Annotated in this window: 26 protein-coding genes and 1 pseudogene; 11 read left to right on the top strand and 16 right to left on the bottom strand. The window is 64.5% G+C overall.

Features of this window, described 5'->3' with window-relative positions; translation table 11 throughout:
• Window positions 1-2: 2 nt before the first annotated feature.
• Window positions 3-191, bottom strand: coding sequence for a hypothetical protein (locus LL253_RS03075; protein ID WP_009821167.1), 189 nt, complete (start codon window positions 189-191; stop codon window positions 3-5).
• A gap of 95 nt (window positions 192-286) precedes the next feature.
• On the opposite strand from LL253_RS03075, the gene LL253_RS03070 reads away from it, so the two are divergent.
• A complete protein-coding gene (locus LL253_RS03070) occupies window positions 287-835 on the top strand; it encodes a shikimate kinase (RefSeq protein WP_228226160.1) in 549 nt (182 codons plus the stop codon).
• Entirely contained in the window at window positions 826-1,938 is a 1,113-nt protein-coding gene (gene aroB, locus LL253_RS03065) for a 3-dehydroquinate synthase (protein WP_228226159.1), read from the top strand. The genes LL253_RS03070 and aroB overlap by 10 nt, the downstream gene beginning before the upstream one ends.
• An 11-nt stretch (window positions 1,939-1,949) precedes the next feature.
• On the opposite strand, the gene LL253_RS03060 is transcribed toward aroB, so the two are convergent.
• Complete coding sequence (locus LL253_RS03060; protein ID WP_228226158.1) at window positions 1,950-3,107, bottom strand: GNAT family N-acetyltransferase; 1,158 nt, start codon at window positions 3,105-3,107, stop codon at window positions 1,950-1,952.
• Between the two features lie 150 nt (window positions 3,108-3,257).
• Between LL253_RS03060 and LL253_RS03055 the strand changes: the two genes are divergently transcribed.
• Window positions 3,258-4,328 carry a fatty acid desaturase family protein gene (locus LL253_RS03055; RefSeq protein ID WP_228226157.1) on the top strand — a complete coding sequence of 357 codons (1,071 nt, stop codon included), beginning with the start codon at window positions 3,258-3,260 and terminating at the stop codon, window positions 4,326-4,328.
• Between the two features lie 164 nt (window positions 4,329-4,492).
• Here the strand turns inward: LL253_RS03055 and lptG are convergent, their stop codons facing one another.
• A complete protein-coding gene (gene lptG, locus LL253_RS03050; protein WP_009821161.1) occupies window positions 4,493-5,593 on the bottom strand; it encodes an LPS export ABC transporter permease LptG in 1,101 nt (366 codons plus the stop codon).
• A gap of 3 nt (window positions 5,594-5,596) precedes the next feature.
• Entirely contained in the window at window positions 5,597-6,805 is a 1,209-nt protein-coding gene (gene lptF, locus LL253_RS03045) for an LPS export ABC transporter permease LptF (protein WP_009821160.1), read from the bottom strand.
• Between the two features lie 129 nt (window positions 6,806-6,934).
• Here lptF and LL253_RS03040 point away from each other — a divergent pair, with 129 nt between their 5' ends.
• Entirely contained in the window at window positions 6,935-7,429 is a 495-nt protein-coding gene (locus tag LL253_RS03040; protein ID WP_037542119.1) for a DUF2141 domain-containing protein, read from the top strand.
• Between the two features lie 9 nt (window positions 7,430-7,438).
• Complete coding sequence (locus tag LL253_RS03035) at window positions 7,439-8,407, top strand: diacylglycerol/lipid kinase family protein (protein ID WP_009821158.1); 969 nt, start codon at window positions 7,439-7,441, stop codon at window positions 8,405-8,407.
• 9 nt (window positions 8,408-8,416) lie between these two features.
• On the opposite strand, the gene LL253_RS03030 is transcribed toward LL253_RS03035, so the two are convergent.
• The 7 genes from LL253_RS03030 to LL253_RS03000 all read right to left on the bottom strand — a co-directional run bounded on the left by LL253_RS03030 (window position 8,417) and on the right by LL253_RS03000 (window position 15,053).
• Entirely contained in the window at window positions 8,417-8,935 is a 519-nt protein-coding gene (locus LL253_RS03030; protein ID WP_228226156.1) for a DUF2239 family protein, read from the bottom strand.
• Between the two features lie 26 nt (window positions 8,936-8,961).
• Window positions 8,962-9,777, bottom strand: a complete 816-nt coding sequence (xth, locus tag LL253_RS03025) for an exodeoxyribonuclease III (RefSeq protein WP_228226155.1) — start codon at window positions 9,775-9,777, stop codon at window positions 8,962-8,964.
• Between the two features lie 76 nt (window positions 9,778-9,853).
• Complete coding sequence (gene erpA, locus LL253_RS03020; RefSeq protein WP_009821155.1) at window positions 9,854-10,180, bottom strand: iron-sulfur cluster insertion protein ErpA; 327 nt, start codon at window positions 10,178-10,180, stop codon at window positions 9,854-9,856.
• Between the two features lie 80 nt (window positions 10,181-10,260).
• Window positions 10,261-10,989, bottom strand: a complete 729-nt coding sequence (locus LL253_RS03015; RefSeq protein WP_228226154.1) for a M23 family metallopeptidase — start codon at window positions 10,987-10,989, stop codon at window positions 10,261-10,263.
• Window positions 10,990-11,137: 148 nt separating this feature from the next.
• A complete protein-coding gene (locus LL253_RS03010) occupies window positions 11,138-11,905 on the bottom strand; it encodes a ferritin-like domain-containing protein (RefSeq protein ID WP_228226153.1) in 768 nt (255 codons plus the stop codon).
• The gene (gene bcp / locus LL253_RS03005; protein WP_037542581.1) at window positions 11,902-12,363 is read right to left on the bottom strand and encodes a thioredoxin-dependent thiol peroxidase; all 462 of its coding nucleotides are present in this window, start codon (window positions 12,361-12,363) and stop codon (window positions 11,902-11,904) included. The genes LL253_RS03010 and bcp overlap by 4 nt, the downstream gene beginning before the upstream one ends.
• The gene (locus LL253_RS03000) at window positions 12,363-15,053 is read right to left on the bottom strand and encodes a bifunctional [glutamine synthetase] adenylyltransferase/[glutamine synthetase]-adenylyl-L-tyrosine phosphorylase (protein ID WP_228226152.1); all 2,691 of its coding nucleotides are present in this window, start codon (window positions 15,051-15,053) and stop codon (window positions 12,363-12,365) included. Before LL253_RS03000 ends, bcp begins: the two co-directional genes overlap by 1 nt.
• A 347-nt stretch (window positions 15,054-15,400) precedes the next feature.
• Here LL253_RS03000 and LL253_RS02995 point away from each other — a divergent pair, with 347 nt between their 5' ends.
• Window positions 15,401-15,766, top strand: coding sequence for a hypothetical protein (locus LL253_RS02995; RefSeq protein WP_228226151.1), 366 nt, complete (start codon window positions 15,401-15,403; stop codon window positions 15,764-15,766).
• A 49-nt stretch (window positions 15,767-15,815) separates the two neighbouring features.
• On the opposite strand, the gene ypfJ is transcribed toward LL253_RS02995, so the two are convergent.
• Window positions 15,816-16,688: a KPN_02809 family neutral zinc metallopeptidase gene (ypfJ, locus tag LL253_RS02990; protein ID WP_228226150.1), complete on the bottom strand. Its 873-nt coding sequence runs from the start codon at window positions 16,686-16,688 to the stop codon at window positions 15,816-15,818.
• A gap of 147 nt (window positions 16,689-16,835) precedes the next feature.
• Between ypfJ and LL253_RS02985 the strand changes: the two genes are divergently transcribed.
• From LL253_RS02985 to LL253_RS02970, 4 genes are all read left to right on the top strand, one after another.
• Window positions 16,836-18,029 carry a patatin-like phospholipase family protein gene (locus LL253_RS02985; protein WP_228226149.1) on the top strand — a complete coding sequence of 398 codons (1,194 nt, stop codon included), beginning with the start codon at window positions 16,836-16,838 and terminating at the stop codon, window positions 18,027-18,029.
• Window positions 18,026-18,817 carry a 3-hydroxybutyrate dehydrogenase gene (locus LL253_RS02980; RefSeq protein ID WP_009821148.1) on the top strand — a complete coding sequence of 264 codons (792 nt, stop codon included), beginning with the start codon at window positions 18,026-18,028 and terminating at the stop codon, window positions 18,815-18,817. Before LL253_RS02985 ends, LL253_RS02980 begins: the two co-directional genes overlap by 4 nt.
• A gap of 362 nt (window positions 18,818-19,179) precedes the next feature.
• A complete protein-coding gene (locus LL253_RS02975; RefSeq protein WP_228226148.1) occupies window positions 19,180-20,688 on the top strand; it encodes a S10 family peptidase in 1,509 nt (502 codons plus the stop codon).
• Window positions 20,689-20,765: 77 nt separating this feature from the next.
• Window positions 20,766-22,133, top strand: a complete 1,368-nt coding sequence (locus LL253_RS02970; protein WP_228226147.1) for an amidohydrolase — start codon at window positions 20,766-20,768, stop codon at window positions 22,131-22,133.
• 33 nt (window positions 22,134-22,166) lie between these two features.
• Here the strand turns inward: LL253_RS02970 and LL253_RS02965 are convergent.
• A pseudogene (locus LL253_RS02965) lies at window positions 22,167-22,670 on the bottom strand (SDR family oxidoreductase); the annotation flags it as partial.
• A gap of 35 nt (window positions 22,671-22,705) precedes the next feature.
• Here LL253_RS02965 and LL253_RS02960 point away from each other — a divergent pair.
• Window positions 22,706-23,062 carry a hypothetical protein gene (locus LL253_RS02960; RefSeq protein WP_228226146.1) on the top strand — a complete coding sequence of 119 codons (357 nt, stop codon included), beginning with the start codon at window positions 22,706-22,708 and terminating at the stop codon, window positions 23,060-23,062.
• On the opposite strand, the gene LL253_RS02955 is transcribed toward LL253_RS02960, so the two are convergent.
• From LL253_RS02955 to LL253_RS02945, 3 genes are read right to left on the bottom strand one after another with little or no spacing between them, the layout of a single operon-like run.
• Entirely contained in the window at window positions 23,059-24,099 is a 1,041-nt protein-coding gene (locus tag LL253_RS02955; RefSeq protein WP_228226145.1) for a nucleotidyltransferase domain-containing protein, read from the bottom strand. The two genes, LL253_RS02960 and LL253_RS02955, sit on opposite strands and share 4 nt — an antisense overlap.
• On the bottom strand, window positions 24,096-24,959 hold the full coding sequence (locus LL253_RS02950) for an HprK-related kinase A (protein WP_228226144.1): 864 nt from the start codon (window positions 24,957-24,959) through the stop codon (window positions 24,096-24,098). Before LL253_RS02950 ends, LL253_RS02955 begins: the two co-directional genes overlap by 4 nt.
• Complete coding sequence (locus tag LL253_RS02945) at window positions 24,956-25,264, bottom strand: HPr-rel-A system PqqD family peptide chaperone (RefSeq protein ID WP_228226143.1); 309 nt, start codon at window positions 25,262-25,264, stop codon at window positions 24,956-24,958. The genes LL253_RS02950 and LL253_RS02945 overlap by 4 nt, the downstream gene beginning before the upstream one ends.
• Window positions 25,265-25,281: the final 17 nt, after the last annotated feature.

Genomic DNA, 25,281 nt, shown 5'->3' with positions numbered 1-25,281 from the left:
CCTTACTGACCCAGCTTCTCGGCGGGGATGACCTTTTCGACGCGCTGCTGCGGCTTTTCACCACCGCGCGACCAGAAGAAGGCGAGCAGCGCGACGACCAGAATGACGATGACGATGGGGATGATCGGCAAGCGGCCGCCACGGCGACGCGCACTGCCCTCGAAACTGCTGAAGGTGCGATTATTCTTCATGGGTCCTTGGCTTGGCTGTCCAGGCCTGCAAGGCCGGGTGACTTGGAAAGATGCGATTTGCCTCAGTGACGGCTGGCTGTATAGCCCCGCCTGCCATGCAACGAAACAGCAAAATCCCGCACAGCCCCGGCAGGCGCGGTCCCATCGTCCTGGTGGGCATGATGGGCGTGGGCAAATCGACCGTCGGCCGCCGCCTTGCCGCGCGCTTGGGCCTCGCCTTCGTCGACGCGGATGAAGAGATTGAGAAAGCGGCTGACATGAGCGTCAGCGAGATTTTCGAACGCTATGGCGAAGCCTATTTTCGCGACGGCGAACGGCGTGTGATCGCCCGCCTGCTCGATGGCGCGCCCAAGGTGATCGCGACCGGCGGCGGCGCCTTCATGCAGGACGAAACCCGCCAGCTGATCCTGGACGCCGCCATCGCCATCTGGCTCGACGCCGACATCGACATATTGGTCGATCGCGTGTCCCGCCGCGACAGCCGCCCGCTGCTCAAGGATCGCGATCCGCGCACCGTGCTTACCGAACTGGCGGCGGTGCGCAACCCTGTCTACGCGCTCGCCCCCATTCATGTGAAAAGCATCGCGGCCCCGCACGAAGTCGCGGTCGACCGCATCATGGAGCAATTGACGCAATGGCCTTAGTCCGGGTCGCGCTGGACGCGCGCAGCTACGACATCCTGATCGAACAGGGCGCGCTCGATCGCGCCGGGGACCAGCTTGCCCGCTTCGCCCGGGGCGGCCGGCTCGTTGTCGTCACGGACGCCAACGTCGCCGCCGCGCAGCTGCCCCGGCTGGACGCCAGCCTGCGCGCCGCCAATGTCGGGATCGAACCCATCATCCTGCCGCCGGGCGAACAGACCAAGAGCTGGCGGCATCTGGAGCAATTGCTCGACGCCCTGCTCGCGCTGGAGATCGAACGCGGCGACCATATCGTCGCGCTGGGCGGCGGGGTCATTGGCGACCTCGTCGGCTTTGCCGCCTCCATCCTCAAGCGCGGCTGCCATTTCGTGCAACTGCCCACCACCTTGCTGGCGCAGGTCGATTCGTCGGTCGGCGGCAAGACCGCGATCAACACCCGCGCGGGCAAGAATCTGGTCGGCAGCTTCCACCAGCCCGCGCTGGTCCTGATCGACCCCGCCACGCTCGACAGCCTGCCGCCCCGCGAAACCCGCGCCGGCTATGCCGAAGTCGTCAAATATGGCCTGATCGACGACCCGGATTTCTTCGCCTGGTGCGAAAGCGATGGCCACCGCCTGCTCGCGGGCGATCCCGCAGCGCGTACCCATGCCATCGACAAAAGCGTGGCGGCCAAGGCGGCGATCGTCGCTGATGACGAACGCGAAACTTCCGGCCGCCGTGCGCTGCTCAACCTTGGCCATACCTTCGGTCACGCGCTGGAGGCCGACACCGGCTTTTCCGACACGCTGCTGCATGGCGAAGCCGTCGCTGCGGGCATGGCGCTCGCCTTCCGCTACTCTGCCCGCCTTGGCCTGTGCCCGGCCGAAGATGCCGTGCGCGTCACCGCGCATTTGAAGGCGGTCGGCCTGCCGCATGATCTGGCCAGCGCCCACGTCACTGCCGATGGCGCCACGCTAGTCGGGCATATGCTGCATGACAAGAAAATGGCGGCCGGCACCCTGCCCTTCCTGCTCGCGCACGGCATCGGCCGGACATTCCTGTCAAAGGATGTCGCGCTGGACGATGTCGCCGCCTTCCTCGATCAGGATCGCGCGACGGCGCTGTAAGGCCCTCTGGCCTACAGCGCCTTCTCGTAGATCTGATAGATCTTGTTCACCTGGCTATCGATCGCGTCGGCGATCGCGTTCATGCCCTGATTATCGTCCAGCACCCAGCCAATCTCGCCACGCGTCGCGCCATATTCGGTGATTGCGGCGCGGCGGATATATTCGATCATCATGAAGGCCAGCTGGCTCGCCATGCGCGAACTTTGCAATCGCTGCACCACGCCCATCAGCGGCACGCGCATCGTGCGCACCTGCGGTTTCTTGAGCCAGCGCAGCAGCTTGATCCAACCGAACGGAAACAGTGATCCATTAAGCGGGCCGATCGCTTCGTTAAGGTCGGGCAGCGTCATCATGAACGCCACCGGCTCGCCATCCAGCTCCGCAATCATGATCAGATCCTCGAACACGATCGGCTTGAGCTTCTTGCCGGTATGCGCGACTTCCGCGTCGGTGATCGGCACGAAGCCCCAATTCTGACCCCACGCGTCATTCAGTATGCCAAGGATGATCGCCGCTTCCTGATCGAACTTCGTTTTGTCGACCTTGCGGATACGGATGCGGCCATTTTTCTCGCCCGACTGGACGATGCGCTGGATCAGCGGCGGAAAATCCTGCGTGATGTCCAGCTCATAGGTTTTGAGCTGCTTGACCGGCACATAGCCCGCGCCTTCGATCATCGCCTGATAGGCCGGGCTGTTATGCCCCATCATCACCGTGGGCGGATGATCATAGCCCTCGACCAGCAGCCCCGGCTCTTCCCAGATGGATAGTGAGATCGGCCCCAGCACCCGCGTCATGCCCTGCGCGCGCAGCCATTGCTCGGCCGCTGCGATCAGCGCCTCGCCAACCTGCGCATCCTCCGCCTCGAACAGGCCGAAATTGCCCGTGCCCGGCCCCATGCCCTGTTCAGGCGGCTGGCGAAGGGCAAGCTCGTCAATATGCGCCGACACCCGCCCCACCACTTGCCCGTTGCGCCGAGCCAGGAAATATTGCGCCCTGGCATGACCGAAAAACGGATTCTTTCCCGGCGTCAGCAGTTCCTTCACCTCAGCCTTCAGCGGCGGCACCCAGTTGGCGTCCTTGGCATAAAGCCGCCAAGGCAGGTCGATGAAAGCCTTCATATCGGCCTTGCCGTAAACAGGAGTGATAACCAGATCAGTATGCGCCACGGATGCCGCCTTCGAAAATATCAGGGATGCGGTGCAGTTCGGCGCTTGTTTGCGCAATGTCAATCATGCGCATCATAGCTGCGGCTATGAAGACAAACATGACATGGTGCTGCCATGAATCGAGCGCATTTGGAGATTAGGACGGCCCGCATGACAGTGCATGATCCCATACTTGCCGCCGCCCAACGCGCGCGCGCGGCCATTCCCGACGATACGGTGATGCTGCGCGCGGCGGCCGAACTGGCGCGCGAATATGCGCATGCCGACCCGCGTATCTACTGGCCCGACCTGCTGGCCTCCGCGCTGATCGGCTGGAGCGCGCTGGCGGGCGCGATCCTGATCGACAATCTGGCGATCGCGCTGGCCTGCGGCCTTGTCTCGATGCTCGCCCTCTATCGTGCGGCAAGCTTCATCCATGAACTGACCCACATCCGCAAGGGCGCGCTGCCGGGCTTCCGGATGGGATGGAACCTCTTTGTGGGCCTGCCGCTGATGATCCCCTCCTTCATGTATGAAGGGGTGCATACGCAGCATCATGCCCGCACGCGCTATGGCACGGCGGAGGACCCGGAATATCTGCCGCTGGCGCTGATGAAGCCCTGGTCGCTGCCGCTGTTCATATTGGTTGCCGCGCTCGCCCCTGTCGGGCTCATTCTGCGCTTTGGCGTGCTGACGCCGCTGTCGCTGCTGATCCCCGCGCTCCGGCGCAAGGTGGTTGCGGAATTTTCCGCGCTCTCGATCAATCCCGCCTATCGCCGCCGCACGCCCGAAGGCGCCTTTGCGCGGCAATGGGCATGGCAGGAAGCGGGGGCCTGCATCGTTGCGCTGGCGCTGGTGGGCAGCGTCTTCGCCTTCGGATGGAAGCCATTGCTCGTCTATATGGCCGTCCATTCCGCGATGACCGTCATCAACCAGTTGCGCACGCTGGTTGCCCATCTCTGGGAAAATGAGGGCGAGGCGATGACCGTCACCGCGCAATATCTTGATTCGGTCAACGTGCCCCCGCCCGCCACTTTGCCCGCGCTCTGGGCGCCTGTTGGCCTGCGCTATCATGCGCTGCATCACCTACTGCCCAGCGTGCCCTATCATGCGCTGGGCAAGGCCCATGCTTGCCTGATGGCCATGATCGACGCGGAGTCGCCCTATCATCGGGGCAATTACACCGGCATGATTCCGCTGGTCGGCAAGATCGCGCGCAGCACCATGACGCGCCGGGCCTGAAAAGCGCGAAACTGCAAAATTTTTCGGTTGCAGCTTGAAACGGGCAATCTCCTGCCCATATCGCGGGTGTTCCGGTCCTACCCCTCCCCCTCATGAGGGCCGGGACGCCCCCTAGAGGCGAGGCCCCGCGCGACACCCCTTGGTCGCCGGGGCCTTTTTCTTGTCTATTCCTCGGTGCGGAACAGCACTGTCTCGCCCACCAGCAGGAACAGGAAGAAGGGCGCCCAGGCCGCCAGTACCGGGGGATAGGCGCCCAGATTGCCCATCGCGAGCGAGAAATTGTCCGCGACGAAATAGGCAAAGCCCAGCGCCATGCCCAGCACCGCGCGCATGAACAACTGCCCCGACCGCGCCAGGCCGAAGGCCGCGACCGATCCCAATATCGGCATCAGCAACGCCGACAGCGGCCCCGACAGCTTGTGCCACAAACTGCCCTCCAATTCCTTGGTCGGCCGGCCTGCGTCGCGCAGGTCGCCGATCGCCGCTTCCAGTTCATGGAAGGTCAACGCGTCGGGATCGACCCGCGCCAGCGTGAACTGATCAGGCCTGATATCGCGCCCGAACCGGACCGTGCCGATATTGCTGACCGTTCCTCGCGCGACGTCGAACTGCCGCGCGCCTTCCAGCACCCAGCTTTTCGACGCGACATCATAATGGCCCTTTGGCGCCTGGACGATCGTCGTCAGCCGATTGTTGATGCGGTTGTAGATTTCCACCTGCCGCAACTGCACCGCGGTGCCACGCCCTGCGACAATGGCCGCGTTGACCAGATTATTGCCGTCGCGCACCCAGGGGTTGGACTTGACGCCGCTATCGGGGGGCACCGGGCCATAATCCACCGCCTCCCACGCGCTCAAAGCCGCGGTCGATCGCACCACGATCCGTTCGTTGAAAACAAAGCTGATGATCGACACGCCCAGCGCCGCCAGCACCAGCGGCGCCAATATCTGGTGCGCTGACAGCCCCGCCGCTTTCATCGAGATGATCTCGCTATTCTGGTTCAGCGTCGCCAGCATCACCAGCGTGCCCAGCAGCACCGAAAAGGGCAGGAAGGTGGCGATGATCTGCGGCGCGCGCAGGCCGACATAATGCCATAGCTGCGCGTCGCTATTGCCGGGATAGGCCAGGATATCGCCCGAATTGCCCAGCAGGTCGAGCGTCTGGAGCACGACCACCAGCATCGCCAGCACCGCGAAGGTGCGGGTCAGGAACAGCCGCGCCATATACAGGCTGATCTGGCGCGACGGGAAGAAGTTCACATGCATGGCTCAGGCGGCTCCTTCCGCCGAAGCACGTCGCCGGCCCAGCCGGATCAGCCGGCCCACCTGCTTGCCGATCTTGGCAAAGGCGAATTCCAGCGCGGCGATTGGCTGCCCGCCCGGACGATGGGCGATCACATGATACATCCAGAGCACCAGTCCTGACGCCAGCAGGAATGGCCCCCACAAAGCGATGATCGGATCGATCTTGCCCAAGGCACCCACACTTTCGCCATATTGATTGACCTTGTGATAGGTCACGATGAACACGATAGACAGGAACACGCCCAGCGCGGACGTCGATCGTTTGGGCGGAATGGCGAAGGCCAGCGCCGCCAGCGGCAGCAACAGCATAAACACCACCTCCACCATCCGGAAATGGAAATTGGCGCGCACCTCGTTGCGCAGCTTGGGGGGCGTCGCCTGATTCTTGCCGATCACCACCAGTTCGGGAATCGTCTTTTCCCGGTCATTGTCGCGCCCGCGGAAACTTTCGATCTGCGGCAGGTCGATCGGCAGGTCATGGCTGGAAAAGGACAGGATGCGCGGCGTCTTATATTTGGGCGCGTCGTTGACCAGCACGCCATCGCGAAGGCGGAAAATGATGACATCGGGGTCGTCCGTCGCCAGGAATGTGCCCTGCGCCGCCGTCACCGCGACCGACTGCCCGTCGCGACTGGTTGCGCGCACGAAAATGCCCTGCAAATTGCGCCCCTGGTCGCGGCTGCGCTCGATGCGCAGCGTCATGCGCTTGCCCAGATTGGTGAACTCCCCGACCTTGATCGACGCGCCCAGCGCGCCCGACCGCAGCTCGAACCGCAGCGCTTCATAAGCGTGGCGAGACAGGGGCTGGACGAAGCCCACTATGCCGAAATTGATGAGCGCCAGCGCGATCGCATACATATAGGGCACGCGCAGCAAACGCCCATATGACAGGCCGACCGCGCGCATGACATCCAGTTCCGATGACATGGCGAGCTTGCGGAACGCCAGCAATATGCCCAGCATCAGGCCGATCGGAATGCCCAGCGACAGATATTCGGGCAGCATATTGGCCAGCATCCGCCACACCACGCTGACCGGCCCGCCCTCCGCCGCGACGAAGTCGAACAGGCTCAGCATCTTGTCGAGCACCAGCAGCATCGCTGCGATCACCAGCGTGCCCAGCATCGGCACGGCGATCAGGCGGGCGAGATATCGGTCGGTGGCGGTCAGCATTCTCTAAGTCGTCGTCCCATCACCATGTTTTGGCCGCAAAGCCCGCCCATATCCGGACGGGTAAGTTTGTGGGGCGAACAGGGGCTCGCCATCCGATCCATGCGGATGGCTATAGCTTCCAGGAGTCTGATGGTCATGGTAAAAGTTGCAATGGGTCTGATGTCGGTGGCGGCGATGGTGATCGCCGTGCCGGCCATGGCCCATGGGCAGGAAATCCCGAATAATCTCGAACGCTGCGCGGCCGATGCGAAGGGGCCGGCGGTTCTGGTTGATGTGCGCGGCTTCGTCGCGCCCACCGGCAAGGTGCGCGTGCAATCCTATCCGGGCACGAAGGCGGCCTGGCTGGAAAAGGGCGAATGGCTCTATCGCATCGACGTCCCTGTAAAGCCCACCAATGGCAGCATGCGCTTCTGCATGCCGGTGCCGCATTCGGGCACCTACGGCATTGCAGTGCGGCATGATCGCGACGGCAATGGCAAGACCGACATTTCGCGCGATGGCGGCGGCTTTTCCAACAATCCGTCGATCAACATCTTCAACCTGGGCAAGCCGAGCATCAGCAAGGCCGCGTTTCAGGCTGGCCCCGGCGTGACCAAAATCACGATCAACCTCAAATATATGTGAACCATTGCCATGGTCTGCGTCGCGCTTCTGTCCAACCCCAAGTCTACGGGCAACCGTCAGACACTCCCGCGCGTCCGCAGCTATTGCGCCAGCAACCCCGATATCTTCCATTATGAAGTGGAGCATGTCGACCAGATCGGCCGGGCGTTCCAGACGATCGCCCGCGTCGATCCGGCCGTCATCGTCATCAATGGCGGCGACGGCACGGTGCAGGCGTCGCTGACCGAACTCTATCAGGGCGAACATTTCACCGGACGGGTGCCGCCGATCGCGGTGCTGCCCAATGGCAAGACCAACCTCATCGCGCTCGACCTTGGCATCCATGGCGATCCGATCAAGGCGCTGGAGCGCATCGTCGCCATCGCCAAGTCAGGCGTCGACGATCATGTCGTCGCGCGCGAACTCATCGCCCTGTCCGATGGCGCGGCGGGCAGCCGCCCGGTGCTCGGCATGTTTCTGGGCGGGGCGGGCCTGGCCGACTATATGCTCTATTGCCGCAACCAGATTTACCCGCTGGGCCTTTCCAATGGCCTCAGCCATTTCATCACTGCGCTGGCGGTCATCGTGTCGCTGCTGTTCGGCATTCGCGCGCGGTTCCTGCCGCCGTCGGGCAAGCCGGTCAGCATTTCCTTGATTCGCGACGGCCAGATCGCCGGGCGCTTCGCCGTGCTGATCGTGACGACACTTGAACGACTGCTCCTGGGCGTCCAGCCCGGCGACAGCAGCCGCGGCAACATGAAACTGATGGCGGTGGACCAGAATATTCCCGCCCTGCTCCGCCTGGTATGGGCCAGCCTGTGGGGCCGCGTCGGCAAGGCCAAGATGCACGGCATCCATCTGGAACAGGGCGACATGATCCGTATCGAGGGCGATCATAGCAGCGTCATTCTGGACGGCGAACTGTTCGAAGCCTCCGAGGGCCGCCCGATTGTCCTGCGCTCGACCGAGCCGGTCCCCTTCCTCCGCCTCGCGGCCTGACGAGCCCCGTCAGGCGAAGGCCGGTGCCGCCAGCGCCAGCGCATGGTCGCGAATGCCGGACGGCCAATTTCTTGAAAGCGCCGTGAATCGCGCGGCATCCTTGGCATAGAGCGCCCGGATCGCCTCCTCATAGCCGGGCTGGTCGCCCGCCATCGCCGTCGTGAAATGATAAGCCGCGTCCATCGCCGCGCGCGGTGACGTCGGCCCGGCTTCCGCTTTGCGCGCGTCGTCCACCAGCCGTCGCAACACCGCCGAAGCGCCGCCTGACTGCTGCGCCAGCCAGTCCCACTGGCGGGGCAGCAACGTGACCTCGCGCGCCTGGACGCCCAGCTTGGGCCGTCCCCGCCCGCGTGGCGCCTGCGAAACGGAATCCTCCAGGTCTATATCGACCTGCCGGCCGGTCCGGTCGTCGAACAACAGGATATTCTGCGCGTCATCGCCCATCGCCTGGAGCGCGGCGCGGATTTCGCCCCGGTCGCCCGTAGCGATCCACAATTCGCCGGCGAAGGCCGTTAGTGTCCCATCCATCCCGAATCTCCTCCGGCGGGACATTATTACCCGGATTTTATTACGTCAATATGATCCGGGTAATATTCAGGCTGCCGCAGTTCGACCCAGGTCGGGGCGTGGTCGCTCGCCTTTTCGCGCCCTCGGAAATCGCGATCGACCTGCGCATCGATCAGGCGGTCGGCTGCTGCCGGGCTCAGCAGCAAGTGGTCAATGCGAAACCCCGCGTCGCGCGGCCAGCTATTGGCCTGATAGTCCCAGAAGGTCCACACCCCGCCGGCGGGATGACGGGTCAATATCGCGTCGGTCCATCCGTCGTTCAGCATTCGGCGATAGGCCGCCCGGCTTTCGGGCTGCATCAGCGCATCGTCGGCCATCGCCTTGACCGAAAATGTGTCCACGTCGCGCGGGATGACATTATAGTCGCCCGCCAGCACCGCCGGCACTTCTTCGGTCCAGATTTCCGCCGCGCGCCGGCGCAGCCTGTCCATCCAGCGCAGCTTGTAATCGAATTTCGGCCCCGGCTGCGGGTTGCCGTTGGGCAGATAGATGGAGGCAACCCGCACCCCTTTCACATCGGCCTCCAGATACCTGCTATGTTCGTCCTCGGGCTCGCCTTCCAGCCCGCGCCGCACTTCGACCGGCGCGTCCCCCCGCGCCAGGATGGCGACGCCGTTGAAGCCCTTCTGCCCGTGCCAGATCGCGCCATAGCCGGCGTCCTCGATATCCTTGATCGGGAAGGTCTCGTCGCTGGTCTTGATCTCCTGAAGGCAGGCGACATCGGGCCGCGTTTCGTCCAGCCATTCCAGCAGACGCGGCAGACGCGCTTTAATGCCGTTGATATTGAAGGTCGCGATGCGCATGAAGAAGGCCATCCGTTCAGAAAGGAATAGGCCTCTGCCTACGCAGCCGCGCCCGCCTTTTCAAACGGAAGAAGCGTCACACCGAAAAGCTGGTCCCGCATCCGCAGCCGGCGGTCGCATTGGGGTTCGTCACCTTGAACGCCTGCCCGCCCAGATCCGACACGAAATCCACCGCCGATCCGCGCACCAGATCGATACTGACATCGTCCACCACCAGCGTCACGCCATCGCGCTCCACCGCCATGTCCTCCGGCTCGACCGCCTCGGCCAGGCCGAAGCGATATTGAAAGCCGGAACAACCGCCGCCTTCGACCGACAGGCGAAGAATGGCGGGCTTGCCCTGCTTGGTGGCGATCGCCGCGACGCGGGCGGCGGCGGAGGGGGTGAGGTCGATGTCGGCCATGGCACCTAGATAGGATCAGGCAAAAGGCCCGGCAACCCATAGGGCGCCGGGCCTTTGCGAAAGTGCCGGAAAAAGGGGGATCAATCGGCCGCTTGTTCTTCTGCCTTGGTCGGACCGCCCATGGCGACCGGCGGCTTGGTGTTCATCGCCACCAGATAATCGGGGCCGGACACAAAAGGAATGGGGTTGATCGCAGCGCCATCGACGCGCACTTCATAATGGAGATGGCTGCCGGTGGACCGGCCGGTCGAACCCATCAGACCGATGATCTGGCCGCGCTTCACATAGCTGTTGGGCGACACCAGCAGCTTCGACATATGGCCGTAGCGCGTTTCCATGCCGCTGCCATGGGTGATCTGGACCAGATTGCCATAGCCGTTCGCCCATCCGGCGCGGCTGACGACGCCATCGGCGGTCGCGTAGATCGGCGTGCCGACCGGACCGGGGATGTCGATGCCCTTGTGCATCCGCGCGCCGCCATTGAACGGATCGGACCGCACGCCGAAATTGGAGGTCAGCGACAATTTGGAAACAGGGCGACCCGACGGGATATAGGCCGATGCCTTGGTCACGCCGTCCAGGCGCTGAAGGCTGGCGAAGAGGTTGGCGAAGCCCGCGTCATTCTGATCGGCCTTGGCCGCAGCGGCGGGCACATCGCCATAGGGGTCATCATCATCGGTCGCGGCCTGCGCCGGGGCGGCAACGCTCAATGCGCCTGCAACAGCCACCCCTCCTAGCAATGTGAAAAACTTCGAAGCGGTCTGGAACATCATCGAACCGCGCGCATTGACCATATGAAGAACCGACATGCAGACCCCGACTATCAGCCGGAGACTATGCCTCTCGGCGCTTCCCGTGTTGTATGTTTGGCGACAGATGCCGCCCCCGCTGGAAATGCAGACTGCAAATCACCGCTCAGCTTGCAAGCGCCACGTAAAAATCTTCGGTTAAACCGGCCTATCGACGCGCCGAGCCGTTGAAAGGCGGCTTCAGGCACCCACGAAAATGCCGTTTCACAAGCATTTGATAGTGATCGGGCGCGCTAAGTCCTTTTCGGTTCGTCGCCCAGCTGAACCACCCCGTCCCGGCCGCGACATGCCGAATCTCATCCTCGACAATCCGGCGCAGGATACGGCTCGTCACCGCATCGCCTGCGCTTTCGAACCGCACCACGGTCGCGGGCGTGATGTCGAGCGCGCGCGCCTCGAGCACCATCGGCACGATCGCCAGCCGCGCCAGCGCATCACCCGCCGTCTCGCGCGCCGCATCCCATAGGCCGTCATGCGCGGGCAGTGCGCCATAATGGCTGCCCATCTGCCGTAGCCGCCGGTCGAGCAGCGCGAAATGCATCGCCTCTTCAGCGCCCACCTGCATCCATTCGCCGGTAAAGGCCGCGGGAAATTCGCTGCCGAACCGCCCGATCAGGTCGAACGCCAGGTCGATCGCCACAAATTCGATATGCGCCAGCGCATGGATCATCGCGATCCGCGATCGCTCCGACCCAATCCTGCCACGCCGTGGCATCTGGTTGGGCGGCAACAGGGCCGGCGCGGCCGGGCGTGCCGGCACGTCGGGCATCGCCGTCTCGAACCGATGCGCCAGCCGCCCCAGCCGCCAGGCGCGCGCCACCGCCCGCGCCGCCATCAGCTTGGCGGGTGGATCAGGCGTCGTCAGCACATGCGCGCACGCCGCGCCGACCGTCTCGATATGCGCGGGCAGGGTCAAAGCGCCCTTGCCGCCTCCAGCACTTCGGCCGCGTGGCCCTTCACCTTCACCTTGCGCCAGATCCGCTGCACCTTTCCTTGGGCGCCGAACAGGAAGGTCGCTCGCTCAATCCCCATATAGGTGCGGCCATACAGGGATTTTTCGACCCAGGTGCCGAACGCCGCGCAGGCGTCGCCCGGTTCGTCCGAGGCCAATATGACGCTCAGCCCATATTTTTCGGAAAATTTCTTAAGCTTGGCCGGCTTGTCGCGGGAAATGCCGATCACCGGCACGCCGGCGGCGGCATATTCATCCGCAAGCGCGGTGAAGTCCTTTGCCTCATTGGTGCATCCGGGCGTATCGGCCTTGGGATAGAAATACACCACCAGCGGCTTGCCGCTATAATGGTCCAGCGCGAACTCCACGCCCTCCATATCCATCAGCGTCACTGCGGGAATGGCGTCCCCTGGCTCCAGCATCATGCGTCCTCCTGATAGGGCGCGGCGATCGCCGCCCATGTGTCGCCCACGCATTGCCGCGCCTTGGCATAGCTTGCAAGCAGCGCATCCCAATCCGCCTGGCCGCAGGCGCGCGCCACCAGCGACCGCGTCGCTTCGGGCGGCTCGGTCGATCCAGGCGACACCAATCGCGACACGACGAGATAACGGGTGATGAGGTCATGCGCCTCGATCAGCGCGGCGGGCAGATGCCCCGCCTCCACCAATTGCGACAGCGCAACCGACAGGTCGGGATCGAACGCCATGCCGTGGCGAAACTGGCTGACATGGATCAGAAATTCCAGGTCAACAAGGCCGCCGGGCACCAGCTTGACGTCCATGTCGCTGGCGGGCGGCTTGTGGCGGGCGATGTCGCCGCGCATCTTGACCGCCTGCCGCGTCAGTTCCTCCGTGTCGCGCGGCCGCTCCAGCGTCTGCTTGAGCACTGCGTCCAGCGCCGCGCGCGCCTGCGCCGAACCAAAGACCGGCCGCGCCCGCGTGAGCGCCAGATGCTCCCAGGTCCAGGCGTCCTCGCGCTGATAGCGGGCGAAACTGTCCAGGCTGACCGCCAGCAGCCCCTGCGCGCCCGATGGCCGCAGCCGCGTATCAACTTCGTAAAGCGGCCCCGACGCTGTGTGCACCGACAGCGCGTTCGTGATCCGCTGCCCCAACCGGTTGAAATATTGCGTCGCGCCCAAAGGCTTGGGACCATCGGATTCGGCCAGGAAATCCCCAGTGAACAGATAGACCAGGTCCAGGTCCGACGCGTGCGTCAACACCCCGCCACCAAGCCGCCCCAGCGCCAGGATCAGCAACTCGCCGCCCGGCACCTTGCCATGCGCCGCCTCGAACTCGGCGACCGTCGCCGCGCTGAGCGCCTCGATCGCCGCCAGCGCGACGCGGCCATAGCCCCGCCCCGCTTCGATCGGGTCGCCGCCCCGGATGATCTGCACGCCCAGGGCAAAGCGCCGGTCGCCGACCTTCTGCCGCACCCGGTCGAGCAGCATCTGATAATCCTCGCCCGGCTCCAGCGCGGACAATTGCACCGCCAGTTGCGGCACCGGCGGCGGCGGATCAAAGGCGCTTGCGTCGATCAGCCCGTCCAGCAATTCCGCTCGTCGTCCCAGCGCGTCGGCCAGCGTCGGCGCGTGGCTCAACACCTCCGCCAGCAATTCCACCAGCGCCGGGCGCGCCGCCAGCAGCTTGAAGAAATTGATCGCGCTCGGCAGGCGACCGATCATGTCGTCCAGCCGGTTGAGCGCGCGGGTCGGGTCGGGCGCCTGCGCCAGCGCGCGCATCAGCCCCGGCAGCAACTGCTCCAGCGCCTCGCGAGAGGCCGCGCTGCGCAATGCCCGCACCGCGCCGCCGCGCCAGCGACCGATCCGCGCGAGCGGCGTGTCAGGATCGGCGAAACCCATGTCGGTCAGCTGCGCCTTCAGCTTGTCTCCGTCCTGCGACATGGACGTGTCGTCGCTGTCCGGGCTCAGCCGGTCATAATTGCGCCCGACCCATTCCACCTGCGGCCGCAGCAACTCCAGCATCGCCGCGCCATCCTCCAGCCCGTGCAGCCGTGCGACATTATCGACCCCGGCCATCGTCGGCGGCAATTCATGCGTCTGGCGGTCCTCCACCATCTGCAACCGGTGCTCGATCGTGCGCAGCAGGACATAGGCTTCGTCCAGCCGCGTCGCGACCTCCGGCTCGATCACCCCGGCCTCGGCCAGCGCACGCAGCGCCTCGCGGCTATTGCCCGAGCGCAGCGACGGGTCGCGCCCGCCATGGATCAGCTGATGCACCTGTGCGAAAAACTCGACTTCGCGTATGCCGCCGCGCCCGCGCTTCAAGTCATAGCCCGGCCCGAAGGCCTGCCCCTGCGCATAATGGTCGCGGATGCGGCGGGAAATATCGACGATGGCGTCGATCGCGCCGAAGTCCAGGCTGCGGCGCCAGACGAACGGGCGAATCTGGCGCAGGAAATCCTCCCCCAGCGCCCTGTCCCCGGCCGCTGCCCGCGCGCGGATGAAGGCGGCCTGCTCCCATCCCAGGGCCGTCGATTCATAATAGCCGATCGCCGCGTCCACCGGCAGCGCGATCGGCGTCGCCTCGGGCGATGGGCGCAAGCGCAGATCGACGCGAAAGACGTAGCCATCGCCGTCCCGCGCATTGAGCAATTCGCTGACCCGTCGGCCGATCCGCACCGCGGCGTCCGCCACATCCTCCCGCGCGCCATGCGGCAGGGTAGCGGGGTCGTAGAGCAATATTGGATCGATATCGGATGAATAATTGAGTTCGCGGCTGCCATGCTTTCCCAGCGCAAGCACGACGAAGCCCCTATGGTCGGCATCGGGATAGCGTTCCTGCATCGCCGCCGCGATGGCTTCCTCCAGCGCTTGATCGGCAAAATCCGACAGCGTGCGCGTCACCCGATCCAGGTCCCACGCGCCAGACAGGTCCGCGCCCGCCACCGCGAGCGCGATCGCCCCGCGCCGCCGCCGCAGGGATCGCGCGACTCCGTCCTGCGGATCGGCGGCGGCATGGGCAGCCGCCAGAGCCCCGTCCATATCCCCTTGCGCCATCTGCGCCGCCACGGTGGGATAGCGCTCCATCGCCCGCGCCAGAAATGGCGAATGCGCGCAGATACGCGCCTCGATTTGTGGCCAGTTCGACACCATCTTCTCCTTATCGAGCCGGGCTATCGCGCGCAAAGGCGATGAATTCCAGAAACTTTTGCGCGCCTCGCCCGTTTCCCCCCCATGGAGATGCAACGCAAAATGACTGGCCAACCAGCGTTGGGGCGAGACGGCGAACTTGGCCGTATTGTCACCGTTGGCCTTCCCGCGCCCTATGAAGGGGTAGGAAAAGCGCTGCGTTCCACATACGTGCCGCCTCGCGATGGCTTGCCCGACGATATGATGGATTTGCTTGGAAAACTTGATCGACATTAAGATTAAGTTTTTGTTCACGGGTAGGGGCGTATGATGGCGTGACGTTCGGGCATTAGGACCGGAGTGATGTCGCCATGATGTATCGCAGTTTCGCCATCGCGACCCTAGTTGCTGCACCCGTGATCGTCATGGCCGTGCAGAACTTCTTGCCTGCCCCGCCATCGGGCGTGCAGGACCAGCCGCCCGCGACACCCGCCACCCCCGCCCCTGCGCCGCTCGTCGCGCCCAATGCCGCGCCAGCGGTTCCCGCACCCTCCCCGCCTCCCACAGACTTCGCGCCTCCTATGCCCGCAGCGGGCGAGCCGCTTCCCGGCGCGGGGCAGCCCATGCTCTCGCCGGGCCAGGGATTGCCCCAACCGCCCCCGTCGACCAATGGCGGAGCCAACCCCTATTCTACCCCGCAGCAGGCCCCACCGGGATCGCCGAACGCCGAATTTTGACGCGACGATCCGGCACTTGGCAGCTGTTGGGGCAAGCCACCTCTTCCCCTCAAATCGAACCACCAAATGTGTCGCATTGCGCCGGGTCGCCTGTATCCAACCCCTTGCGCAGCCACTCCATTCGCTGGGCGCTCGACCCATGGGTGAAGCTTTCGGGCACGGGCCGCCGCCCGGCCGCTTTCTGCAACGTGTCGTCGCCGATCGCCTCCGCCGCGCGCAATCCTTCTTCCAGATCGCCCGGCTCCATCAGATTGTCATCCCGCGCCGCCCACACGCCGGCATAACAATCCGCCTGCAATTCCATCTTCACCTGAAGGGCGTTGCCCTGCGCCTCCGATGCGCGCTGCTGCGCCTTGCGGATGCGGTCGGCCTCGCCGGTGATGGTCTGGATATGATGGCCCACTTCATGCGCGATGATATAGCCGATGGGGAAATCGCCCGGCGCGTTGAACCGCGTTTCCATCTCGCGGAAGAAATCAGTGTCGAGGTAGATGCGCTGGTCGGCCGGGCAGTAGAACGGCCCCATGGCCGACATTGCTGCGCCGCAACCCGACTGCCCGTTCTGGCTGTAGAAGACGAGCGTGGGCGGCGGATAATTCTGCCCCTGCGCCCGGAAAATCTCGGTCCAGCGGCGCTCGGTCGACCCCAGCACCTTGAGCGAGGTGCGCTGCACGTCGCTCAACTCTGCGCTCGACGGCCGCTCCGTCTGGACTGACTGGCCACCGCCGCCGCCACCCAGCAGGCTGAGCGGATTCATCCCCATGACGACCATGATCACCAGCACCACCACGATGCCGCCGCATCCGAACCGGCTGCCGATCAGCGGCAGCAGCATACCCAGCCCGCCGCCGCCAAATCCACCGCCGCCGCGCCCGTCCTGCACCTCGAAATGGCTGCTTTCCTGTTCGTCGTCCAGCCGCATCGCGTCCTCCCTGTTGCCCGCGCCGTTCCTACGCGATTCATCGTGGCGCGAAAACCGCCGGTAATCGGGAAGGTTGCGCCAACGGCCTGCATTCTTGCGAGACATTGAGTTGGAACGCGCGCGACAATGCCTATATTGCACTGCGACATGGCAGACATTGAACCTACGGCTTCACAGCACCGTCCGCACCGGCGCGCGCGCACCTCGCTCTCGCTTCCCCGCGAAGTCGCGCTGTTGCTTCAAGGCGGCGGCGCGCTTGGCTCATTCCAGTCCGGGGTATTTGAACGGCTCGACGAACTGGGCATCGACATCAGCTGGGTCGCGGGCATTTCGATCGGCGCGGTCAACGCCGCGATCATCGCGGGCAATGAGCCGCATCGCCGGCTCAGCCGCCTCAAGAAATTCTGGTACACCGTGTCGGGCGGCATACCCAATATGATCCTGCCCGAAATCGACCAGATCCGCGAAGTCGCGCATTTGGGCGCCGCCGCCACCGTCGCCAGCTTCGGCGTGCCCGGCATGTTCCGCCCGCGCCTCTGGCCGGCCACGCTGATGCCCGAAGGATCGCCCGGCGCGATCAGCTTCTATGACAGCGCGCCGCTCAAGGACATGCTCGACAGCTGTGTCGACTGGGACCTGCTCAATGACGGCCCGGTGCGCCTGTCGGTCGGCGCGGTGGATGTCGAAAGCGGCAATTTCGCCTATTGGGACACACGCGGACCTGGCGGCAACACCCGGATCGACGCGCGGCATATCATGGCGTCTGGCGCGCTGCCGCCCGGCCTGCCGCCGATCGAGATTGACGGGCGCTGGTACTGGGACGGCGGCATCGTTTCCAACACCCCGCTGGCCCATGTCCTGACGCACCAGACAGAAGACATGCTGGTCTTCCAGGTCGATCTCTTCCCCGCCGAAGGGCCGATGCCGCGCCAGATGACCGATGTCTATTCGCGCATGAAAGACATTCAGTATAGCAGCCGAACCCGCCAGGTGACGGACCAGTATCTGCGCCTGCGCCGCGAACATGGCGCGATTGAGGCGCTGCTCAAGAAGTTACCGCCCGACCTTCAGAATTCGTCCGAGGCCCAATCCCTGCGCCAATGCCTGGACCAGGGGTCGGTCAACATCGTCCACCTCATCTACCGGTCGCGCAACTGGGAAAGCGGCGCCAAGGATTTCGAATTTTCCCGCTCGACCATGCTCGACCATTGGAGCCAGGGCCGCGAGGCGGTGGAGGAAGTCATGCACAAGGGCGATCTCATCGCCCGCAACATCCTCGACGGCAAAAGCGCGACCTTCGATCTCGACGCACCCGATCATCTGAAGGAGAAAACCGCATGAGCAAGTTCCTCACGGGCAAGACGGCGCTGATCACCGGATCGACCTCCGGCATCGGCCTTGCCTATGCCAAGGCGCTGGCCGGGGAAGGCGCAAATATCGTCATCAACGGTTTCGGCGACGCGGATGCGATCGAAAAGGAACGCCAGGGCCTTGAAAGCCTCTCCGGCGCCAAGGCGCTCTATTCGGGCCATGACCTGACCAAGGTCGACCAGATCGAGGCGATGATGAAGGACGCCGCCGACGCCTTTGGCGGGGTGGATATCCTCATCAACAATGCCGGCATGCAGCATGTCGCGCCGGTCGAGGAGTTTCCGCTCGACAAATGGGACCTCATCATCGCGCTCAACCTCAACGCCGCCTTTCATACGACGCGCCTTGCCGTGCCCTATATGAAGGACAGGAAATGGGGTCGCATCATCCAGACGGCGTCCGCTCATTCGCTGGTCGCCTCCCCCTATAAAAGCGCCTATGTGACCGCCAAGCACGGCCTTGCGGGCTTCACCAAGACGGTGGCGCTGGAAGTGGCGACCTTCGGCGTCACCGCCAATTGCATTTCGCCCGGCTATGTCTGGACGCCGCTGGTTGAAAACCAGATCCCCGACACGATGAAGGCGCGGAACATGACGCGCGAGCAGGTCATGAACGACGTGCTGCTGGCCGGCCAGCCGACCAAGGAATTCGTGACGGCAGAACAGGTCGCCGCCACCGCCCTCTACCTGTGCAGCGACGCCGCCGCGCAAGTCACCGGCGCCAACCTGTCCATCGATGGCGGCTGGACCGCGCAATAAGGTCAGGCGGGCCCCCGGCCTAGCGCCAGGGTCCCGCTCTCCGCTTGCCGGCAGGGTAGCGCCCGGTTCGCAAAAAATCCTTCCAAAATAGGATTTTACCTGATCTACCCTTCGGGATGCCGGTCCCGGTCATTCACGCGCGCCCTGTTCCTGTTCATAGCCGCCCGCGCCGTCCTGCCCCCCTGTCGCTTCGCGGTCGCGTTGTGGTCGCTTCGGCGTCGCCTTGAGGTCGCTTCCGCGCGAAAATTGGAAAAGCGCGTGAACTTTGCCCGATAGCGTCGCCGGCGCGTCGCCGGCGCGTCGCCTCTTCCCTCCGGCTCTGCCCTCCGCTAGCCAGACGCACATAAGACAAGGGGATTATCATGCGTTTGACGTCCAGCCTCGCCGCCCTGGCGCTGGCCTTTTCCGCCACCATCGCTCATGCCCAGGACGAACCGAAGAAAAAGGACGAGGCAGCCGAAGCCCCTGTTCCGGCCCCAAATGTCTCGGTGACCCGGCACAAGGGCGTGTTCGGCGGCAAGGCGATCAGCTATACCGCGACCACCGGGGAAACCTACCTCAAGGACAAGGATGGCAAGCCGCTCGCCGCGATCTTTGCTACCTCCTACGTTAAGGATGGCGGCGACGGGAGCCGCCCGATCACCTTCCTCTATAATGGCGGCCCCGGCTCAGGCTCGCTGTGGCTGCACATGGGCGCTTTTGGTCCCAAGCGGGTCGTCCTCCCCGACGCGCAGGATGATGGCGCGCCCCCCTATCCACTGGTCGACAATGCCGAATCCCTGCTCGACGTTACCGACCTTGTCTTCATCGATCCTGTCGGCACCGGCTTTTCTCACGCCCTTGGCGACAAGGACCCGAAGGATTATTGGGGCGTCTCCGCTGACGCCAAGTCGATTGCCCAGTTCATCCGCCTGTGGCTGAACGACAATGGCCGCTGGTCCTCGCCCAAATATATTGGCGGCGAAAGCTACGGCACGACGCGATCGGTGGCGCTCATCAACGAACTGGAAGGCACCTATAATGATGTCGCGGTCAACGGCATCATTCTGATCTCGACCATCCTCGACTTCGGGGCCACGGCCGAAGTCCAGGGTAATGAGATGCCCTACATCATCAATCTGCCTTCAATGGCGACCACCGCCTGGTATCACAAGAAAATGGGAAATCCGCCGGCCACCGTAGCGCAGGCCGCGCAGCAGGCGCGCGCCTTTGCCATCGGCCCCTATGCGGCCGCCTTGCTCAAGGGCAATCAGTTGCCCCCGCAAGAGCGCGCGAGCGTCCGCGCTGAACTCTCCCGCCTGACGGGGCTTTCCGAAACCTTTGTCGATCATGCCGACCTGCGCGTATCGCCCGGCCGCTTCTACAAGGAATTGCTACGCGACCAGGGAGTCAGCATCGGCCGCCTCGACACCCGCTATACCGGCAAGGATTATGACGCGGCGGGCGAGGAGCCGGATAACGATCCCAGCTTTTACGCAATCGACGGCGCCTATACCGCCGCGATGAACAGCTATGCCCGCGACACGCTGAAATATCGCACCGACCGTTCTTATGTGACGATCGGAGGGGTCAGCGGCTGGGACTGGAAACTGGAGGGCAAAAATGGCCGGGCCAGCGAGGTCTACACAAGCGTCGCACCGTATCTTGGCAAAGCGCTGCGGGAAAATAGCGGGTTAAAGGTGTTTGTCGGTCAGGGCTGGTATGATTTCGCCACGCCCTTCTTCGGTGCCGAATATGCCATGAGCCGCACCGGTTTCGATCCCGCGCGCATCCGCTATCATTATTATGACGCCGGCCACATGATGTATGTCCGCCCCGACGACCTGCGCAAATTGAGCGCCGATATTCGCGCCTTCATTTCCCAGCGGTGATCGGGATGGCGAAAACTTGGCTCTTCAACCGCGGCAAATTGCCCTTATGCTGCGCGCCAGCAAGGGAGATTTTGAACATGCGTCACACGCTCGCGGCCCTGTTGGCCGTTGCCAGCCTTACGTCCGCCGCCGCCGCCCAGACGGAGCCAGCCAGCACCGCCGTACCCGCCCAAGCCACCCCATCCGCGCAAAGCGAGATCGGCGCGGCGGTCGCCAAGGATATGGACGCGATGATGACGCTCTATCGCGACCTGCACGCCAATCCCGAATTGTCGCTTAAGGAAGTCAACACCGCCGCCAAGCTCGTCAAGCGGTTGAAGGCCCTCAAATATGACGTGACCGAAAAAGTGGGCGGCACCGGCGTCGTCGCGGTGATGAAGAATGGCACCGGTCCCACGCTGCTGATCCGCGCCGATATGGATGGCCTGCCCGTGGTCGAACAGACCGGCCTCGATTTCGCGTCGAAGGTCCGCACCAAGACGCCCGAGGGCGTTGAAACCGGCGTCATGCACGCCTGCGGCCACGACACGCATATGACCGCGTTCATCGAAACCGCCCAGCTGCTCGCCGCGCGCAAGGATGACTGGAAGGGCACGCTGGTCATGATCCTCCAGCCCGCCGAGGAAGTGGGCAAGGGCGCGCGGGACATGCTGGAAGACGGGCTTTACACCCGCTTCCCGCGCCCGACGCACGCGCTCGCCTTTCACGACGCGGCCAATCTTGAGGCCGGCGTCATCGGCTATACGCCCGGCTATGCGCTGGCCAATGTTGACAGCGTCGATATCGACGTGAAGGGCGTGGGCGGCCACGGCGCCTATCCGCAGACCGCGAAAGACCCGATCGTGCTGGGATCGCGCATCGTGGGCACGCTCCAGACGCTGGTCAGCCGCGAACAGGACCCGCAGGATCCCGCCGTGGTCACGGTCGGCAGTTTCCAGGCCGGGGCCAAGCATAATATCATCCCCGATGAAGCCAAGCTGCTGCTGACGGTGCGCAGCTATTCCGACGAAACCCGGCAGAAGCTGATCGACGGGATTAAGCGGGTCGCGCGCGGCGAAGCGATCGCCGCCGGCATGCCCGACGACAAGATGCCGGTGGTGAGCGTGAAGGACGAATTTACCCCCTCCACCTACAATCCGCCCGAATTTGCCGAGGAAATGGCGGGCCTGCTCAAGGCGAATTTCCCCGAAGGGCGCGTCGTCCAAACGAGCGCGGTCATGGGGGGTGAGGATTTCGGCCGCTTCTACCGCGCCGACAAGTCGATCAAGAGCTTCATCTTCTGGGTCGGCGGCGTGCCGGCCGACAAGATGGCGGCGGCCAAGGCAGGCCAGATCAGCCTGCCCTCGCTCCACAGCCCCTTCTGGGCGCCCGAGGCCGACAAGGTCATCGCCACGGCTAGCGAAGCGATGACCGTGCTGGCGCTCGACATATTGAAGAAGGATTGACAAACGGGGCGCCTTCACCGGCACCCCGCGCGCTCAGGCGCCGAAGCCGCCGTCGATCGTGTGCATAGCGCCGGTCATATAGGCGGCTTCGGGACCGGCCAGATAGGCGGTCAGCCCTGCAATCTCGTCCGCCTTGCCATAGCGCTTGATCGCCATAAACGGCATGACCATGCCCGCTATCTCTCCATCCGCGGGATTCATGTCGGTATCGACCGGGCCGGGCTGGACGACGTTGACTGTGATGCCGCGTTCGCCCAGATCCCGCGCCAATCCGCGCGCCATGCCCTGCAACGCGGACTTAGTCATCGCATAGGCCGCTGCCCCGGCAAAGGGGACCGCGTCGCCGTTGACCGATCCGATGACGATGATGCGCCCGCCATCCGCCATGGTTCGCGCCGCCTCCACGGCGGCATGATAGGGCGCGCGCACATTGATATCGATCATCCGGTCGACGGCGTCAGGATCGAAGGTCAGCGGATCGCCGATCATCGCGACGCCGGCATTGACCACCAATATGTCGAGCGGTCCCTGCTGCGCGTTACGATGCAGCCGCGGCGCCGCTCCACGCGTTGATGCAGCCGGGTGCAGATCCTGCTGTCGCCATCCCCCAATTGCTGCGCGAGGCCGCGCATATCTATGCCGCCGATCCGCAGATGGCGGGATGCCTGGTGCTGGAGGGCGCGCGCAGTGCCGACCCTGACGCCGCCTGCCGCGCGCGGACCTGGCTTGACCTGGGACGCGGCCGCATCCGCGACTTCATCGCCTGCACCCATCCGCAAAAGGCGGACGTCGTCGCGGACTATGTCGCGGCGGTCATGTCCGGCATGTCAGCTGATGCGCGCGCGGGTCATCCGCCCGAGCGCCTGGCCGCTGTCGCGGACATGGCCACCCTGGCGATCCGGGCAATGCTGGAGCCGACGCCCGCCTAACGCGGCCTGTGCCCCTTGCGCCACTTTGTCCATAAATGCCGGGCCAGCATCAGGGGCGGCATCCGCAGCCAATGCGACCGCAGATAAAAGGCGAAAACGAGCAGCTTTCGCGTCTCCCGCCCCCAGCCATCGCGTGCGAGCAGGCGAGCAATGAACATCCGATCGCTCGCCCGCAGCCGATAATCGACCGTGATCGGCGCGCGATAGGCGACGACCGGTGTGCCGTAGAGATCATGGGCCAGTCGCAACGCGCGCCAGACGGCGGGGACCAACTGGTGAAAGGCCGCGCGTTCGAACAGGAAGAGATAGAAGTCCGGCACGGCGCGCCCGCCTTCGCTGCAAAGGCAATGAATATCCCACAGGTTGCGCAGCCCACCCTGCAAATCGCCATCGGCCAGCATGTGGGCGGCGGCGTGGATCACCCGGTCTTCGGGCGACAGCGTCCAGACATTCTCCCCCGCCGGCACCGCGTCTGCCAGCAGAGCGTCGGCATCGGGCTTGGGCCGCGCCGTCAACGGCAGGATGGTATGATGCACGTCAATCATCCGGTCACGCTCGACATGGATCATCGGCGGCAGTTCATGCATCCACTGGCGATAATAGGCGTCGTCATAGGCGTCTTCCTTCACCCATTCCCAGCCCGCCGCCATCAGCGCCGGCTCGACCTGCGACATTGCCGAACGCGGCACCAGAATATCCAGGTCGCCGATGAAGCGGCCCTGCCCCGCCACCAGTCCAGCGGCTGCATAGGCCGTGCCTTTGAGCACCACCAGCCGCACGCCGAGCGGCGCCAGCGCCGCCGCCGCGCGATCCGCCTCCCACAAGGCCTGGCGCGCCTCCCGCGCCGCGTCCATGCGCGCGTCGCGCAGGATGGGTTGGACCGGTTCCGGCAGCCGCATTCCATCGACCCGCCACGCCAATGTCGCGATCAGCCGCTCCGCCTTCGCCGCCGCGATCAGGCCGTTCCACTGCGCTGCATCCAGATGCTCGACAGTGGCGGGTTGACGCAGCGCTCGCACCAGCAAGGCCGCGCTCATGCGCCGTCCTCCCACAGCCGGTCGATCATATCGAACGCTGCCTCCCCTGACGGGAAATCCATCGCGCAGGCGGGTACATCCGTTACGAAGCGCGTCAGCGCAGCGAAGCCCGGTTCGCCCAATGCGACATAATTGGTCGAAGCCTGGGTCAGCCGCATGAAGGCTTCCCCCTGACCCACGGGCCGGATCGCCGCATCATGGCCAAAGCGCGGGAACAGCAGCATCGCGGGCATCGCCCCCTGGGCCATTCGCGCCACGGCATCGGGTCGCGGCACCAGATGGCGAATGTCGCCCTTGGCCGTGGCTTGCAGCATCGGCCCCATACGCTGCGCGCCCACGACGTCCTCGACGACGCCGATCGCCTGATTCTTGAGTGAAACGAGGCGGGGAAAGGGCAAGATCGCGCCACTGTCGAGGTCCAGCAGCGCAAACTCGTCGCCCATCAACCGCCAGCCCCGCTCCCCCAGCAATGCCGCCAGCGTCGATTTGCCGGACCCCGATTCCCCGGTCATCACCAGCGCCCGGCCGTCCTTCTCGACGCTCGACGCATGCAGCAGCAAATGCCGCCGCCATCCCAGCGCCATCTGCAAATTCATGCCCATTTCCGCTGCCAGCAGCCCATGCGCCAGGCTCATGGGCGCAGCGTCGGCCAAGCCATGGTCGCCGGTAATGAGGATCGACGGCCGCACCCATCGGCGCAACGGACCGGTCGGTTGCAGGCGTACCGTAAAGTCGGCGATCGCGTCATGACGATCGGGGTAGCCGGCATAGAGTCGCGTCAGTTCCTCAACAGGCTGCCGCCATGCCGACCCGATCCGGAACGTCGCCGGGCCGATTTGCAGGGTCAAGCTATGCCTCATGCCGCACGCACCAGACCAAGCGCCTCCAGCGCTTCCAACTGCGCGCCGATCTGCGCCAGCGCTTCGCCGCGATCGCCCAGATCATAGGATTGCGTCAGGCGATCCCACAGGTCATCCGCCGTCACAGATGCGCCGTCCTCTATCGAATCCAGTATTTCGGGCACCGGGCTGATCACCATGTGCGTCTGCCCCGATCGAGCATGATAGAGCAGCGTCAGATCGTCGAGCGCACACGCACGGCACGCGTCGCGCGGGTCGATCCGGTAACGCTTGATCGGTTTCAAAAATCGGTCTTCCTGCGGCATGATCCCACCCATAGCGG

Origin of the sequence: Sphingobium soli (assembly GCF_020782245.1) — a bacterium.
GTDB lineage: Bacteria > Pseudomonadota > Alphaproteobacteria > Sphingomonadales > Sphingomonadaceae > Sphingobium > Sphingobium soli.
Note: the sequence above shows the minus strand (reverse complement) of the source record. Positions and strands in the feature narration are given on the sequence as shown.

Coding starts and splice junctions, on each gene's coding strand:
- LL253_RS03075 (WP_009821167.1), bottom strand. CDS start 191: ATGAAGAATAATCGCACCTTCAGCAGTTTCGAGGGCAGTGCGCGTCGC.
- LL253_RS03070 (WP_228226160.1), top strand. CDS start 287: ATGCAACGAAACAGCAAAATCCCGCACAGCCCCGGCAGGCGCGGTCCC.
- aroB (WP_228226159.1), top strand. CDS start 826: ATGGCCTTAGTCCGGGTCGCGCTGGACGCGCGCAGCTACGACATCCTG.
- LL253_RS03055 (WP_228226157.1), top strand. CDS start 3,258: ATGACAGTGCATGATCCCATACTTGCCGCCGCCCAACGCGCGCGCGCG.
- lptG (WP_009821161.1), bottom strand. CDS start 5,593: ATGCATGTGAACTTCTTCCCGTCGCGCCAGATCAGCCTGTATATGGCG.
- lptF (WP_009821160.1), bottom strand. CDS start 6,805: ATGCTGACCGCCACCGACCGATATCTCGCCCGCCTGATCGCCGTGCCG.
- LL253_RS03040 (WP_037542119.1), top strand. CDS start 6,935: ATGGTCATGGTAAAAGTTGCAATGGGTCTGATGTCGGTGGCGGCGATG.
- LL253_RS03035 (WP_009821158.1), top strand. CDS start 7,439: ATGGTCTGCGTCGCGCTTCTGTCCAACCCCAAGTCTACGGGCAACCGT.
- LL253_RS03030 (WP_228226156.1), bottom strand. CDS start 8,935: ATGGATGGGACACTAACGGCCTTCGCCGGCGAATTGTGGATCGCTACG.
- xth (WP_228226155.1), bottom strand. CDS start 9,777: ATGCGCATCGCGACCTTCAATATCAACGGCATTAAAGCGCGTCTGCCG.
- erpA (WP_009821155.1), bottom strand. CDS start 10,180: ATGGCCGACATCGACCTCACCCCCTCCGCCGCCGCCCGCGTCGCGGCG.
- LL253_RS03015 (WP_228226154.1), bottom strand. CDS start 10,989: ATGTCGGTTCTTCATATGGTCAATGCGCGCGGTTCGATGATGTTCCAG.
- bcp (WP_037542581.1), bottom strand. CDS start 12,363: ATGCTGGAGCCAGGGGACGCCATTCCCGCAGTGACGCTGATGGATATG.
- LL253_RS03000 (WP_228226152.1), bottom strand. CDS start 15,053: ATGGTGTCGAACTGGCCACAAATCGAGGCGCGTATCTGCGCGCATTCG.
- LL253_RS02995 (WP_228226151.1), top strand. CDS start 15,401: ATGATGTATCGCAGTTTCGCCATCGCGACCCTAGTTGCTGCACCCGTG.
- ypfJ (WP_228226150.1), bottom strand. CDS start 16,688: ATGCGGCTGGACGACGAACAGGAAAGCAGCCATTTCGAGGTGCAGGAC.
- LL253_RS02985 (WP_228226149.1), top strand. CDS start 16,836: ATGGCAGACATTGAACCTACGGCTTCACAGCACCGTCCGCACCGGCGC.
- LL253_RS02980 (WP_009821148.1), top strand. CDS start 18,026: ATGAGCAAGTTCCTCACGGGCAAGACGGCGCTGATCACCGGATCGACC.
- LL253_RS02975 (WP_228226148.1), top strand. CDS start 19,180: ATGCGTTTGACGTCCAGCCTCGCCGCCCTGGCGCTGGCCTTTTCCGCC.
- LL253_RS02970 (WP_228226147.1), top strand. CDS start 20,766: ATGCGTCACACGCTCGCGGCCCTGTTGGCCGTTGCCAGCCTTACGTCC.
- LL253_RS02960 (WP_228226146.1), top strand. CDS start 22,706: ATGCAGCCGGGTGCAGATCCTGCTGTCGCCATCCCCCAATTGCTGCGC.
- LL253_RS02955 (WP_228226145.1), bottom strand. CDS start 24,099: ATGAGCGCGGCCTTGCTGGTGCGAGCGCTGCGTCAACCCGCCACTGTC.
- LL253_RS02950 (WP_228226144.1), bottom strand. CDS start 24,959: ATGAGGCATAGCTTGACCCTGCAAATCGGCCCGGCGACGTTCCGGATC.
- LL253_RS02945 (WP_228226143.1), bottom strand. CDS start 25,264: ATGCCGCAGGAAGACCGATTTTTGAAACCGATCAAGCGTTACCGGATC.